The organism is Ruegeria sp. O6, from assembly GCF_056535045.1.
Genome location: NZ_JBQERM010000028.1, coordinates 1 through 14,579, shown reverse-complemented (window position 1 = coordinate 14,579; position 14,579 = coordinate 1). Strand labels below are relative to the sequence as shown.

At 57.1% G+C, this 14,579-nt stretch carries 10 protein-coding genes and 1 tRNA gene; 3 read left to right on the top strand and 8 right to left on the bottom strand.

The window, feature by feature from the left end; translation table 11 throughout:
* Positions 1–186: 186 nt before the first annotated feature.
* Entirely contained in the window at positions 187–561 is a 375-nt protein-coding gene (locus ACR0DY_RS19610; protein WP_480898994.1) for a hypothetical protein, read from the bottom strand.
* 91 nt (positions 562–652) lie between these two features.
* On the opposite strand from ACR0DY_RS19610, the gene ACR0DY_RS19605 reads away from it, so the two are divergent.
* A complete protein-coding gene (locus ACR0DY_RS19605) occupies positions 653–1,411 on the top strand; it encodes an alpha/beta fold hydrolase (RefSeq protein WP_480473558.1) in 759 nt (252 codons plus the stop codon).
* Here ACR0DY_RS19605 and ACR0DY_RS19600 read toward each other — a convergent pair whose 3' ends face one another.
* The 5 genes from ACR0DY_RS19600 to ACR0DY_RS19580 form a co-directional block, all read right to left on the bottom strand.
* A complete protein-coding gene (locus ACR0DY_RS19600; protein WP_480484912.1) occupies positions 1,412–1,597 on the bottom strand; it encodes a hypothetical protein in 186 nt (61 codons plus the stop codon).
* A 272-nt stretch (positions 1,598–1,869) separates the two neighbouring features.
* A complete protein-coding gene (locus ACR0DY_RS19595; protein WP_480484913.1) occupies positions 1,870–3,222 on the bottom strand; it encodes an HlyD family type I secretion periplasmic adaptor subunit in 1,353 nt (450 codons plus the stop codon).
* Positions 3,223–3,224: 2 nt separating this feature from the next.
* The gene (locus ACR0DY_RS19590) at positions 3,225–5,447 is read right to left on the bottom strand and encodes a type I secretion system permease/ATPase (RefSeq protein ID WP_480547680.1); all 2,223 of its coding nucleotides are present in this window, start codon (positions 5,445–5,447) and stop codon (positions 3,225–3,227) included.
* 39 nt (positions 5,448–5,486) lie between these two features.
* A complete protein-coding gene (locus tag ACR0DY_RS19585; protein ID WP_480547678.1) occupies positions 5,487–7,427 on the bottom strand; it encodes a type I secretion protein in 1,941 nt (646 codons plus the stop codon).
* Between the two features lie 130 nt (positions 7,428–7,557).
* Positions 7,558–9,864, bottom strand: a complete 2,307-nt coding sequence (locus tag ACR0DY_RS19580; RefSeq protein ID WP_480547676.1) for a hypothetical protein — start codon at positions 9,862–9,864, stop codon at positions 7,558–7,560.
* A gap of 606 nt (positions 9,865–10,470) precedes the next feature.
* Here ACR0DY_RS19580 and ACR0DY_RS19575 point away from each other — a divergent pair.
* Together ACR0DY_RS19575 and ACR0DY_RS19570 are read left to right on the top strand one after the other, a co-directional pair.
* Positions 10,471–11,223 carry a helix-turn-helix transcriptional regulator gene (locus ACR0DY_RS19575; protein WP_480484917.1) on the top strand — a complete coding sequence of 251 codons (753 nt, stop codon included), beginning with the start codon at positions 10,471–10,473 and terminating at the stop codon, positions 11,221–11,223.
* Entirely contained in the window at positions 11,216–11,713 is a 498-nt protein-coding gene (locus ACR0DY_RS19570; protein ID WP_245220737.1) for a hypothetical protein, read from the top strand. Before ACR0DY_RS19575 ends, ACR0DY_RS19570 begins: the two co-directional genes overlap by 8 nt.
* Before the next feature lie 106 nt (positions 11,714–11,819).
* On the opposite strand, the gene ACR0DY_RS19565 is transcribed toward ACR0DY_RS19570, so the two are convergent.
* Together ACR0DY_RS19565 and ACR0DY_RS19560 are read right to left on the bottom strand one after the other, a co-directional pair.
* Positions 11,820–11,905, bottom strand: a tRNA-Leu gene (locus ACR0DY_RS19565).
* 509 nt (positions 11,906–12,414) lie between these two features.
* The gene (locus ACR0DY_RS19560) at positions 12,415–14,307 is read right to left on the bottom strand and encodes a DEAD/DEAH box helicase (RefSeq protein ID WP_480484918.1); all 1,893 of its coding nucleotides are present in this window, start codon (positions 14,305–14,307) and stop codon (positions 12,415–12,417) included.
* Between the last annotated feature and the right edge of the window lie 272 nt (positions 14,308–14,579).

Sequence of the window (14,579 nt, the reverse complement as noted above, 5' to 3'; positions counted from 1 at the left end):
AAGTCGAAGCCCGCGTCCGCGCCCAGGTCGCAGACCTCTGCAACCGCTTCCCCATATACCCGAACCTGTAAACGTTGAAAAAGAAAAGAAAACGGCGCTCTTGAGGCGCCGTTTTTTTTGTTGTTTGAGCAGTCGCTTCGATAGAGGGGGATCTGGCCACGCGTCAGCTTGGCAGCCGTCTGAAAGTCAAATCAAATCGCGCCACCACAGAAAAACAAGCAACAGCGCTGTCAGAGCCAACAGATTGAAAGCCAGCCCCCCCAGCAATCCAAGGAACCAGCCCCACCTGCGATCCGCAAGATTGATGCTTCCCAGATGATCCTGCACTACGTCCGACGCCCTGACGAGCTTGGGAGTATCCAGAATCAACCGCATCTTCGGGTGCGACGCCATCGCCTCGAACCGGGCAAGCACCATGGCCTGCCGGTACACCCGGCGCGGCAGGCGTCGTTTTGCCTTGCGAATGGATGCCTCTAGCGTCTTGTCGCGCACGCCAAGCTTGGCACGCAGCAAGGCCACCGTCTCGGCGATCCGGGTCTGAATGTCTGGGTCCTGAGGCATTGGCTCTCTCCTGCCGCCGCAATCTAGCCTGCACCACAAAGACCTACAATGGGGCTGGTGATCCGCTGTAGGCGCTTGTATCACGCAAGCTATGCTGAACACGATTGTACATGGCGAACCGACCGCCCGCCCACCGCTGGTAATAGCACACGGCCTTTACGGATCTGCTCGGAATTGGGGCGTCATTGCCAAAAGGCTTTCAGACGAACGGCAGGTTGTGGCGGTGGACATGCGCAACCATGCTTACAGCATGTGGGACCCGAGCCATGATTATCCCCATCTGGCACAGGATATCGCCGAAGTCATAGAACAGATCGGCGGCGTGGCGGATGTTCTTGGACATTCCATGGGCGGAAAGGCTGCCATGACCCTGGCCCTGCGGCACAATGGGTTGGTGAACAAGCTGGTGGTCGCCGACATCGCGCCGGTTCAATACGCGCACAGCCAAATCCGGTTCATCGAGGCCATGCGGGCTGTTGATTTTTCGCGCATCACCCGCCGGTCGGATGCGGAAATGCAATTGGCCGATCAAGGTGTTGAGAAAGCGTTGCAAAGCTTTTTCACCCAATCGCTGGATATCAAGGGAAAACGGTGGCTGCTTAATCTGGATGTTCTTGCAGCCGAGATGCCAAAGATCATGGGCTTCCCCAAGTTGGACGCCACATGGAATGGCCCCGCCCTGTTCCTGTCGGGCGCGGCATCGGATTATGTCCTGCCGGAACACCGCCCTGAAATCCGCTCGCTGTTTTCCGGCGCGCGTTTCGCCAAAATACCCGGAGCCGGGCATTGGCTGCACGCCGAAAAACCACGTGAATTCGAAGCAGCGGTTCGGACGTTCCTGAACGCCTGATCAGGTGCCCCGGTACAAGCGCCGGGCTACCATCCAAGACACCGGAGCAGCGATCACCGCCCCGGCAACTGCTGCGCCGACAATTGCGCTGACGGAAACCAATCCCGCAGACAGCACAGCGATTACGGCAGAACCTGAAATGGCAGTGGCGATCAGTGAATACAGCATGGCGGCAAGGCGAAACATGGTCGGGTGTTCCTTATGATGACTTCCGGCCAAACATGTCTCGATTCGAATGTGTTTTGCATTGATTTGCATCAGATGCGGAAATCTGGCGCTTCATGAACCTGTGATTTCGCAACCACCGTTGAGCCGATCCGCCAACCCGCCAAGGATGTGGAGCTTGTGAAATCCCAAGTCTTGCGCCGTCAAAGGTACACACCCTCACTTTCACGCTTTTCCCAAAAGGATCAGAACGCGACTTGAGGTAGATGAACCAACGGCCTTAGGCACCTAGGTTATTGCTCGCGAAACGCGCGCGACATGCTGTCCGACACAGGTTTGGCGATATAGGCCGCAAAAGTTCGTTCCTCGGTTTGGATCATAATTTCCGCAGGCATGCCGGGGGTCGGAACAAAGCCGCTGACCCGGTGCAGCTCGTCTGGGGTAAGTGAGATACGCGCCAGATATACCTCTTTTGGAACGCCTGCCGCCTCTTCAAGCAGCGCGTCGGCAGAGACATAAAAGACTTCTCCGTACAAAACCGGCGTTGTGCGCTGATTGAGCGCGATCAGTCGCACCGAGGCGGTCTGCCCGGTTACCACACTATCAATCTCGGTGCGTGGGATTTGCGCCTCAATAATCAACGGCGCATCGGCAGGCAGGATTTCGGCAATGGGTTCGCCCGTTTCGATCACACCACCCGGAGTATGATAATGCAGGCGAACCACTGTCCCGGTCACCGGAGCCCGTACCACGGCCCGGTCCAGGACATTACGGGCCTGACGGGATTTTTCGCGCACGCTTTCCAGATCGGCCTCGACCACGCCCAATTCATCCAGTGCAGCCTCGCGATAGGCGGATCGGGTGCGCGTAATCTGTTCCTGGTATTTCAGAAGCATCTGATTGATTTCAGCGGCCTCCGCCTGCAACCGGGCCTGCTGCCCCTCGGCTTCGGCCTGCACACGCCGGATCGTGTTCAATTCGCCCTTTCGAACCAGCCCTTTCTGGAAAAGCTGGTTTTTGGACTCGTACTCTTCCTGCAAGATCTCGGCACGTGTGACCATGCTGTCCAATTGGGCCTCAAAGCCGCTTGCCCGGATCTTCAAAGCCTCCATATTGCGTTCCAAAAGTGCCACATCATTCAGCAAGGTCTTGCGCGACACATCAAAGCTCAGCATTTGACCGTCGAGAATGGCCATGACTTCCACGTCTTTGGAGGCCTCGACCAGATCTGGCGTAAAGACCAGACGATCCCGTTCCCCATATTCCGCCAGCAATCGCTCGGTCATCGCCTGCAAGCGCAATTTGCGGATGAACAGCTCGCGCTCATTGGCCTGCGCCGAGGTCTGATCCAGCGTCATCAGCACCTGACCTGCCTGAACCGATTGCCCTTCGGTGACCTTGATGTCTTCGATGATCCCGCCTTCAAGGTGCTGGACAATCTTGTTGCGTCCGGTGGCGACAAAGCTGCCCTGCGCGATGACCGCCGCCGCCAGCGGGGCGCTGAAGGACCACACTCCGAAACCGCCAAAACAGACGACCAGCATGATTATACCGATGACAATGAAGCGGTTGATCGAGCGCGGAACTTCCGCATACCAGACGTCAGGTTCACCGGCAGAGTGCCTTACGGGTACGAGGTCATTCATGGTCAGCCTCCCTGTTGCCCTTCAATTCCGGTCCGTTTGCGCGGCCCGTTGATCTGCTGAAGAACCTGCTCGCGCTGACCGAACAATGCGACGCGCCCATCGGTCAGCAACATGATCTTGTCGACCACATTCAGCAGGGTCGGTTTCTGCGTGATGACGACCACGGTAATCTTGCTTTCGCGCGCCTGTTCAATGGCACGCGCCAAGGCTTTGTCCCCGGCAACGTCAAGGTTCGAGTTCGGCTCGTCCAGCACAACCATTCGTGGGTTCCCAAAAAACGCCCGCGCCAGCGCAATGCGTTGTTTCTGTCCGCCCGATAAAGGCGATCCATCGGAGGCCACCACAGTCTCATATCCCTGCGGCAAGGTTGCGATCATGTTGTGTACATCGGCCAGAACAGCGGCGTCATGGATCTGTTCGTCCGTGGCATCGGCACGCATCCGGCCGATATTGTCCTTGATGGTTCCGGGGAACAGCTGCACATCCTGCGGCAGATAACCGATGCTTTCGCCAAACTGGCGCGGGTCCCAGTTTCGGATATCCATCAGGTCCAGCCGCACACTTCCCGACGTGGGCAGAACGGACCCGACAAGGGTTTTGCCCAAGGTGGTTTTGCCCGCACCTGAATTGCCGATAATGGCCAGTGTTTCACCGGGGGTGAGAGAGAAGGTAATCCCGTTCAGAACCACACGTTTGGTTCCACCGGGGACATAGAGCAACCGCTCCACATCCAGCCGGCCTTCGGGGCGCGGCAGGCGCAACTTCTCGTGTTGCAGGGCCGAGGTTGACAGCAGCGCCTTGATCCGCCCGTAGGCCGCGCGCGTCAGAAGGTAACTGTTCCACCCTTCAATCGAACCTTCGATGGGCGCAAAGGCGCGCCCGGCAATGATCGAGGCCGCAATCACCATGCCGCCGGTAATCTCTCCCTGCAGTGCCAGAAATGCGCCCCATCCGAGAATGCCAATCTGTGTCAGCAGGCGAACTGCGCGTGAAATCGCCGCGAAGATCACGTTTCGATCCTGCGCGCGTACCTGCCAGGTCAGGGATTGGGCGGTGTCCCGCCCCCAGATCCGCACTGCTTCGGGGATCATGGCCAAGGCGTTGATAATCTGGCTGTTGCGCGACATGGAATCCAGATGCAGGTTTGCCATGGATTGCGCCCTGTTTGCCTCGGCAAAGGGTTTGGCTGTCATTTTCTGGTTGACCAGCGCAATCGTCATCAGGATCAGCGCCGTCACCACGACGATCATGCCCAGTTGCGGGTGCACGAGAAAGATCATCAGAATGAACAGGGGCGCGAATGGCACGTCCAGAAACGAAATCAAAGTTCCCGAGACCAGAAAACCGCGCAGCTGCTGCAAATCGCCGAGCGTCTGATATTCGCGCCCGTTTCCATGCAACGACGCGTGCGCAGCAGCACTAAGCACCGGTGCACCCAAACGAACGGCAACCTCGACGCCGGTTCGCATCAGCGTAAACCGCCGCACCGCATCAAAAGCAGACTGAAAAATCACGGCCCCGGCGACGATCGCCGTCAACATGATCAGCGTATCCAAGGATCGGCTGGTCAGAACCCTGTCACTGATCTGAAACAGGTAGATCGGGATCGACAGGATCAGAATATTGGTGGCGCAGGTCAGCACCAGAACAAATGCCAGGTTACGCCGGATCGCCCGGATCGAATCCCGCAATGTGCGCTGGAAATCCTCGGGCGGGGTGCGCTTGTGAAAGGTTTGGGGTGGCCCGTTCCCGTCACCGCCGCCGGCTTTTGTCCGCAACAGTGGCTGGTTTGCCTTGGCCTCGATCGTTGCGCCCATGTGATCCGCGCCGGACGCGCGCGCAGAGGGGGTCTTGCGCGCTGTCGTTTCGTCCGCGGTTGCATGATCCGGGCCGTCAGCATCAGCCACCCCGTCACCACCGCCCGCAATGTCCTTGTCTTGCACGGGCTGCGGCGGCGCACGCCAATGGGGAGGTTCAGCGCGCGGTTGTTCACATGAGTGTTTCTGGTCTTTGGCCGGTTTCAACGCATCGTTTTCAACCGGCCGGTTTTGATCTGGTTCAGGCACTCGGAACTCCTGCGTCAGATGCAGTCGGGTGGTGGCACCTGTGGCCCGTTTTGCAGGATCTGTCCCAGGTTCGGGATCCTGACGCTTCAGACCCAACCCGCCTTGCCTGTCCAGCGGGCTGGATAAAGGGTGGCGGCGCGACGAAAAAACAAACGACATGTAGAAACCTTCTGGTCACTCGGTAAAAATCTTGGGGGATCAGGCCAGCATGGTTTGCAGGCCGTCGTCAGGTGTTGTTGCATCAAGAGCTGGGGTATTCAGTGCCAGGGCCGCATCCGGTTGCGCGACGGTCATGTCACCCATGATGGCTGCAATTGCCTCATTGGTCATCGCGGTAATCTCGTCGTTGTCCGGCATGTCGATCAGGCTGGCCTGATGCAGCAGCAGATCGGAATACGACCCGTCAGCTGCCATGACCGTCGAGTCCACACCCATCTTGGTCAGATGCGCGGTGTTCAGCATGGCGTTGCTGCCCGCGACTACATCGGCCCCGGCAGCATTCGGGCCGGACAGGTCTATATCATCCTGATCCAGCATCATCGTGGCCTGATTGACGATGTTCACCTGTATAAGATCGCCGTCGATCTTAAGGACGCGCAACTGCTCCATCCCGGCGAACATCGGATCATTCAGAAGCGCGTCTTCCAACGCGTCCATGTCCATTTCCGTTATGGCAAGCGCGTCCGCCATATTCTGTTGCATATCCTGGTGAATGTCCTTGCCGATCGTTTTGACCGACGCGTCGTTCATGAGCAGGTTTTCATCACCGTCCATCGCCGACGCGGGCACTCCGCCGCTGATGATGTCGTCATCCATAAGGGCCATGGATTGAACCAGCACATCGACTGAAATCATGTTTCCGCCGATCATGATCAGATCGTAATAGCTCCCCAACTGCACGATATCGGCGACATTGTACATTTCGTTGTCGCCCAGCACGTAAAGCGTGGATGTGGCTGAAATTTCGGTCTGAATGTGATCGATATCGGTGGCATCTATACTCTGGTTGATGAAATTCGCGACCACCAGATCGCCGTGAACCCAGTCGACAACAACATAAGCGGGCTGGCCGCTTGTCCCGTCGACATCGTCCAGCCAGGCGGCCTCTTTGCCTTCGACTTCGATCACCGAAGACTGAACCAGGTTGGTACCGCTTCCGGCATTCATGGCACCTACGTCCCAGTCGGAAACAAGCGCGACCTGACTGATGACCGTCAGATTGATGGCCTGCCCGCCTACAACAATGTACGGAGCATCCACCCAACCAATAGTCGCAGACACTGCATTGATCGCCAGATTACCACCGGTCACCACCAGATGCCCGTCGTCAAAATCGGAATCCTTGGACTGATCCCATTCGGCGGGCCACGGCGTGTCCGCTTCATCGCCAGTCGCTTCATCCGGCTGATGGAAAGCAGGCAACAGGTCGGTCCATTCAGGTGCTTCGGCCATGTGCTCGCCATTGACGATCACGCCCAAGGCATCATCGCCATGGAACTGATACACGGTGACTCCATCCACATCCCCGTTCATCGGGTTCAACATCTGTTCGGCCAGTGCCTCGACCATCTCGATTGACTGGTAGTCCGCGAGTGAAAATGACGGGCTTGCCACGGCATGAAGTGACAACGCCATGTCCAGCATCTGCTCACCTTTTGCGATCAGCGCATCCGTGTCGCGAAATTCACCCTCGCCCACCGTATCGTTGTCACGCAGGAAAACCTTTTGCGTGGTGTAACTTACCGCCGACCCCAACGGCACGTTTTCCGGCTGCAGAATGACAAGTGTAGGAACGGATGACGGTCCAATCGTGTCGTCCGGGACAAAACGCTCGGAAACCGGCCCATCTCCACCAAGGATAATCACCGATTCATGCACAGGCCCCTTCGGCGCGTCTGGTAGCGGCAGGTCAGGTTGAGGTGGGGCAAAATTGTATGGGAGGAGTTTGTACTCGCCCGCCGGGATATCAAGGTCGGCCCTGATGTGGATCGCAGCAGGATCGTCCAGCCCGTCAATTTCGGCTTTTCGCCTCAGGGCGGTGAATTCGTCATACTGGTCCCGCAGCCGGGCTTGTTCGATCGTAAGTTCAAATGCTCCAACAAAATGCGCTATCGTTTCCGTTATTGCGTCAAGGGCCATGTCGGTCATCCTTTTTCACCCGCACCGGCCAGAATTTCCGCTTTGGGTTCAGTTGGGCCGGGGCCACTGCTCGCGGCCCCGGCATTTTCGAAAATAGCGAGGCCCGATAATGCGTGCCCCGCCTTATGACTTATGCGTCGTTGTCGTCGCTTGCGTAGGACGAAGTCATCGAACCACCGACCATGGTCGTGTCGACCGAGTTGCCAAGCACGTTGGCGCCCATGACGATCGACTGGTTAAAGGCCGAGGTGTCGACAACAGCCGCTGCCGAGGCATAGGACTCGCCGGTCACGATACCATCGCCACCGTTGTTCGAGCCCCAGTTGCCAGCGTTGCCGCCTGCACCACCGTCACCCGAATAGGCACCAGCCGCGCTGCCGCCCGTGATGGTTCCACCCATGGTGTCACCGGACATAGCTGTACCGGTCGAGTATCCGCTGGCTCCGCCATTTGCGGCGGACGCGCCACCGGCACCACCGGCACCCGAGCTGGCCGCACCGGTCGCATCGCCCGAACCGGTCGATGTGGCATCGTTATCGGACATGCCCGAACCACCGTATCCAGCGATTGCTTCAGCCAGGCTGTCGGCGGCTCCGTTTGTATCGGCATCACCGAATACATCCGCCGCTCCGCCATCACCGGCGGTATTCGCCGCATCGGCAGAACCGGCACCGTTGCCCGAAGACGTGGATGTGGGCGTCGTTGTGCCGCCTGCTCCGCCGTCACCGTCTGCTGCAGACGTACCAGAACCTGCTGCGTCCGCTGTGCCGTTGGCCGAATTTGATCCGCCATCACCACCGCTGCCATCCGTGTTCTGCGAATTGCTAGATGCACCGTTCACGTCACCTGGGCTTTGGTTGATGTCGGGGCCGCTTGCGGACTGGTCGCCAACACCCTGCGCATCCGAATCCGCGTCGGCGGTTCCACCGGAACCATCGCCGCCCGAACCGTCACCGCCTGAGCCATCGCCACCAGAGCCATCGCCGCCCGAACCATCGCCACCGGTTCCGTCACCGCCGGTTCCGTCACCGCCTTCGCCCGCTTCGGCATCAACCATGCCTAGCTCTTCCTGCAGGGCCATGATTGCAGCTTCGACCATAGCGGCAAATCCGCCTTCGCCGTCACCGCCGGTACCGTCACCGCCTGTGCCGTCGCCACCGGATCCTTCACCACCGGTCCCTTCGCCGCCAGAGCCTTCACCGCCGGCACCAGGTCCGCCAGTTCCATCAGCCGAGCTGTCCGCACCACTGTCAGCGCTGCCCTCTGCTGCGTTGCTGCCGGCAGTCGCATCATTGGCTTCGGTTGTGCTGTCACTGGAATTCGACGACGAACCGTCTGTCGACGCGCTGCCGTCACCACCGTCGGAACCTTCGGCGTCTACGTCATTGCCGGCCAGACCAAAGCCCGTGCCGCTCGAGTCGGAATCGCTGTCGCCGCCATCGGCGCTACCCGAGGCATTCGAGCCAGACAGACCAAGGCCCAGTCCCAGACCAAACGAATCTGCGCTTCCGCCGTTACCGCCGGTTCCGTCACCGTCAACGCTTGTGCTGCCGTCGTTGTCAGCAGAAGACGAACTGTCAGCGTCGCCGCCGTCGCCGCCGGTGCTGTCACCGTCAGCCCCTGCGCCGGACAGGCCGACACCAATGCTGGCGTTATTTGCGTCACCGGTATCACCACCTGCGCCGCCACTCGAATCCGCGTCGGCGCTGCCGGTATCGCCACCGGCACCAAACGCATGGCTGCCCAGCGTGGTCGAGTCTGCCGAACCACCATAGCTGGTACCACCGTCGCCCGAATCTCCACCGTTGGACTTGACGCCGATACCTTCTTCAGCGTTGGCGGTACCGCCATAGGCGCTACCATTCTGATAGAAACCGGAATTGTTCGAAACTGACGCCGATTCCAGCGTGTCGTCATCGCTCAGGCTAGCCACCTGACTGTTGACGGCCGCCATCGCGGTTCCCGCACCATCCATTGAGATATCGACATTCATGTCATCGCCAGGATCATAGTTCAGATCACGGCCTGCAGTTATTACGTCGCCAACCGACGCGTTATCTCCGAAGTCCAGATCAACCTGATCGTCATCGCGCGGAATCCACTCTCCGCCACCAAAGTCGATATTGATCGCATTGCTGTTCGAATTGTCGTTGGTATTATCTCCGGCATTGAGCGTCTGGTCCTGATCCTGACCTTGATCCTGATCCTGGCCCTGATCTTGACCTTGGTCCTGGCCTTGTTCCTGACCCTGATCCTGGCCTTGATTTTGGTCCTGACCCTGATCGTTGGAGTTTTCTACAGTCTGGTCCTGCTGTTGCTGTTGTGCAGTCAGATCAGCTTCGACAAACGCCTCATCAATCGGGATTTCGACATTAACCGGAGCATCCAGGTTCTCGACATTAATTTCGTCGACGGTCGTTACGTTTGTATTATTCACATTACGTCTCATGACAAATTCCTATTTCTGGAACGCCAGACCGCCATTCATCTAAAAAGCGGCATCAGGCGAGATTGAAACAAAAATACCCGCGCAGCGCATGAACGCGCTGAAAGCGGTCTGTGGAAGTTTCTAAATGGCCACCTCCTTTCCCGGCTAAGCCGAAAGCGCGGCGGTTCATGAAGGCTGCTGAAATACGCAATGACCGGCGCGACAGGGACAGGCGCTTCGACAATTGAAGCCCAGCCATGTTCGCAGCGACGCACGCCCACGCCTAGCTAGTCGAAAGTTTTGAGGTGGTTACAACGTTGTTTTTATTACTTACTTTTAGAATACACCTGAGTTTGCGCTCACCTGCCCCGCATGACCCACCTACAAAAAATCGCAACAAAATAATTCAATTGTTTCCGCTGGTTGCACAAAAACCCAAGCGGAAACCTAACCGAAAGTTCTATGGCACGGGCTCTGGAAGAACTCCTCCCGGTTGTGGAAAACCATGCTTTCGAGTATAATAAAAGTTAATTACCTATTTGATTAGTTAACTATTTTAGACCGCCAGAATTCAAAAAAGCTATTTTTGGTTGACCCTGTTTGCGAGGGAATGTGATGAGTGTGTCATTGATAGAAGAAACTACCAATCAGGATCTTTATTCAGAAGATTTTTCGGTTGTCTTTATTGGAAAAGAATTATTCTACTCCAATCAGACCCTAAGAAGCGTTCAAACTGAATTCGGGGTTCGTGCCCGGCGGTTCGAAACTCTCGAAGCGATGAACGGCCACACACCCGGCTGCAGCAAGATTATTGTTGTGGACCAGATGATGCTTGAAGACCTGTTGGCGCGCCCAATGGCCTATACCAAAAGTACCGGGTCCGGCTGTCTTGCCTTTGCCTATCGCAAAGAAGAATCGGCCCGGCATATGTTTGAATCCTGGGATCGCACGCAGTTCGGCGAAATCGGATTTCTACCCATGAATGTGGCGCCCGATGCCTGGCGCGCCATCCTCAGGCTGCTGATGCATGAAGAACTGTACCTACCCAGCTTCCTTGCAGATTGCGTCGCCTTTCCTGGCCAGCGCACGCGGGACATCCCAGCCCGTCCAGTGACAAATGTCCCAAATGGTGTCGACCAGCGATCGCGGTACCTGAAGCTGACGCGTCGCGAGAAGCAGGTCCTGCAACTTGTCTCGCAGGGCAAAAGCAACAAGTTGATCGCGGCCAAGCTGGGAATTACGGAACACACGGTCAAACTGCATATGCACAACGTGGTTGGTAAGATCGGCGTCAGCAACCGCACCGCTGCCGCGCATTTCTACTACGAGGTTGCGCCACACGAGGCGCAGCACTCCGCCCTTGACTGACACGTTTGAAGCCCGGTTCGATCGCCTGATCCTTCTGGTTGGCAGGCTGAACTATATGTGGACCAACACCGAAAGCCTGCTGATCCACCTGATCGCTGGCCTTTCCGGAACGTCGAAAGACGTGGCCGTCATTATCTTCCTGACCCTGAACACAACCCGCGCGCGTATTGATCTGGTTGAACGGCTTGCCAAGATGGAGGGAAGGCCCGCGCAGGTTCGCGACCCGATCCTTGAACGCACGCAACGGCTCAGCAAGCTTTCGGGCATCCGAAACAAGTATAACCACTGCATCTATTCGTTCGATCAGGAGAGCGGAAACCCGAAAACGATCCTGATGCGGATTGCTGACCGCAAGACCGATATAAAACTGGGTCGCGCGGATACGGTAGATGATGACGCGCTTCGCGAAATCGAAGCGGTCGTCAATCAGCTTTCAGCCGCGAACCAGGACATCTGGAGGCTGATCCGGGAATTGGGGTATCCGGTTTAGTCCTGGTCATGAATATGATGCCATGACCACGTAGGCTGCGTTTCACTGCATTTGCGATACCGATGACGCGCAAACCGGGCGACAGAATGCAGCTTTCGAAAGCGCCTGGTGCGGGCGGTGGGACTCGAACCCACACGGGCATACGCCCTTCAGATTTTAAGTCTGATATGTCTACCATTCCATCACGCCCGCACGGCGCGGCCCTTTCGGACTGTGCAACGTCCTTACAAGCACAACGAGATGATAACAATGTGCTTTGACCCGCAGGATTGGGAAAAATAGACGGCAGCGCTGGTGAAACTCAATTGCACCCAACGGTACCTCCATTGTCTCACTTGGCTTTGGTGCGGTCCGACATATCCACAGGTCCGATGCATTGGATCGACTGAAGGTACTTCTCCAAAGAGCAGGTGCTGTCAGCACCGAACCGTTTTCCGTTCTATCCCAAAAAAGAATTCGTCAGGGCGCTGGCCGAAAAAAACTCCCGGCATCACCACATTATAATCCTCTGGTTATCAAGAACTCGAACTGAGTCTGCCATCAATTTGCATGGCCGATTGGAGCGGCAGTATGGTCCGCAGAGTATGATTATGTCTATCGCCCGGGCTCGCAGGCGCTGCGAAAGTCTGGTCTAACGGGCGGAACCCAGCGGAGTTTTGGCATGGCCAATGTCCGGAAAGGGCCTGTGCAAACGCTTCGACTTATTTTGAACGCCTTGGCACAGCGTTACCGCCCTTATTTGCCGCAGCGCGTGCACGGTTTTTCTTGCTGTTGGGCTTACCCTTTGGCGGTGGCGGGCCTTTTGGGCGGCGGTCAAGTTTTTTACTCAGACCACTGCGGTTGTCGTCATCGCGTTTGGGCTTGGCTTCAACTTTGGCCTTTTCAGGGGGCTTGGACACTGTCTTTTTCCGCGCTTTCGCAGGCTGCGGCTCGACAAGTCGGCTCGGTTTGCGTGCAGTCTTTTCCAGACCTTTCTTGCCTTTGGCAGCCCGGTTAAAGCTTGTCTTTGCTGAGTTCGACAAATCGGGGGCTGAATCCAACTGCACAATGTCTTTTGTACCCTCGATCTTCATTTCCGGCCCAATCGCCTCCAAAAAACCGGCGACGCTGCTTTCGCGAATTTCGATATAGGTCTCGTCGTCAACGATACGGATCGCACCGACATCGGATTTTGTGATGTTCCCCGCCTTGCACACCATAGGAAGTAGATATCGCGGAGACGCATTTTCGTTGCGCCCTTCTGACAGCGAAAACCAAACACTCGGACCAAAAGGTGCGCTCTGCTTTGGCGCTGCTTCCTGAATGTCGTTTAGTTCTTCCGGAGCGGAATGCGCCCTGTTGTATTGACGGACATATGCCGCAGCGAGTTGTTCTGGCGAGAACCTTTCTACCAGTTCGTTGACTGACTGCCGCTCAGTCTTTGTTATTTCAGAGCACCAGTCCTCCGATCCGAACATCCGTTGCTGGTCTTGCGCTTTGACCTCTTCAGCGGAGGGCGCCGCACCCCAATCGGCCGTGAGTTTAGCGAATTTCAACAGCCTTTGGGCTTTTTTGTAAGAAGCCGGTGCAACGATCAGTGTGCTGACACCTTTGCGCCCTGCACGTCCAGTTCGGCCTGAACGGTGCAAAAGCGTTTCATGACTGCTGGGCAGTTCCGCATGGATCACCAGATCCAGATTTGGCAGATCAATTCCGCGCGCCGCGACATCGGTCGCTACACAGACGCGGGCCCGTCCGTCACGCATGGCTTGCAAGGCGTTTGACCGTTCACCTTGGGTCAGTTCTCCGGAAAGAGCTACAACCGAAAACCCGCGGTTGGACAGTCGGGCTGTCAGACGGCTGACCATGGCGCGCGTGTTGCAGAAAACGATGGCGTTAGGAGCCTCGTAGTAGCGTAGCACGTTAATGATAGCATTTTCACCGTCACGTGGAGCCACATTCATCGCACGGTACTCGATATCGGCGTGTTGCGTCCGCTCACTGACAGTACTTACACGCTCGGCATCCCTTTGGTACCGGGCAGCCAAGGTGGCAATGGCGCGCGGTACCGTTGCCGAGAACAATAGTGTCTGGCGGTCTGATTGCGTTTGTTCGAGGATGAATTCCAGATCTTCACGGAATCCAAGGTCGAGCATTTCGTCAGCCTCATCCAACACGACGGCGCGTACGGATGCCAAATTAATCGAGCCGCGCATGATATGATCCCGCAACCGCCCTGGTGTCGCGACCACAATATGTGCCCCTCGGGACAGCGCCCGGCGTTCGTCGCGCATATCCATGCCGCCAACGCATGAGGCAATGAAGGCCCCCGCATCCGCATAGAGCCACCCCAGTTCTCGTTTGACCTGCAGCGCCAACTCTCGCGTCGGCGCAACAACCAACGCCAAAGGCGCGCCTGCCACATCGAAAACCTGCGCATCGCTCAAAATTGTTGGTGCGATGGCCAAGCCGAACGCGATGGTTTTTCCTGATCCGGTCTGCGCCGAAACTAACAAGTCTCGTCCCTGCAAATCCGGTGCGGACACGGCCTCCTGAACAGGGGTCAGCGTGTCGTATCCTTTACGCTTCAATGCGATTGCGAGTGTCGGGTTCATGGCTCAGCTCTCCGGAGTGATACGGTCACCCTCAGAGCTTCCGACACACGGGTCATAGTAGAAGCGCAGTCCATACTGCGAGGAGAACCGGATGTATAGATCGGAAAATGCGCCTCCCAATGAGCCTCCCCAACGGAACAGGTCCACACTTATGTTAAGGTTGTCCGCCATCAGCACCCATGGAACAGACTAGGTTGATTGCGTAGCGGAGGATTTCAGGCTCATCGTAACCATCAGAGAGTGGAGATGAGAATGAAATCCGGGAAACAGAA

Bases quoted from the DNA above. Each gene is read 5' to 3' on its own strand.
- ACR0DY_RS19585 (WP_480547678.1), bottom strand. From the start codon at position 7,427: ATGGCCCTTGACGCAATAACGGAAACGATAGCGCATTTTGTTGGAGCA.
- ACR0DY_RS19595 (WP_480484913.1), bottom strand. From the start codon at position 3,222: ATGAATGACCTCGTACCCGTAAGGCACTCTGCCGGTGAACCTGACGTC.
- ACR0DY_RS19610 (WP_480898994.1), bottom strand. From the start codon at position 561: ATGCCTCAGGACCCAGACATTCAGACCCGGATCGCCGAGACGGTGGCC.
- ACR0DY_RS19600 (WP_480484912.1), bottom strand. From the start codon at position 1,597: ATGTTTCGCCTTGCCGCCATGCTGTATTCACTGATCGCCACTGCCATT.
- ACR0DY_RS19575 (WP_480484917.1), top strand. From the start codon at position 10,471: ATGAGTGTGTCATTGATAGAAGAAACTACCAATCAGGATCTTTATTCA.
- ACR0DY_RS19560 (WP_480484918.1), bottom strand. From the start codon at position 14,307: ATGAACCCGACACTCGCAATCGCATTGAAGCGTAAAGGATACGACACG.
- ACR0DY_RS19590 (WP_480547680.1), bottom strand. From the start codon at position 5,447: ATGTCGTTTGTTTTTTCGTCGCGCCGCCACCCTTTATCCAGCCCGCTG.
- ACR0DY_RS19605 (WP_480473558.1), top strand. From the start codon at position 653: ATGCTGAACACGATTGTACATGGCGAACCGACCGCCCGCCCACCGCTG.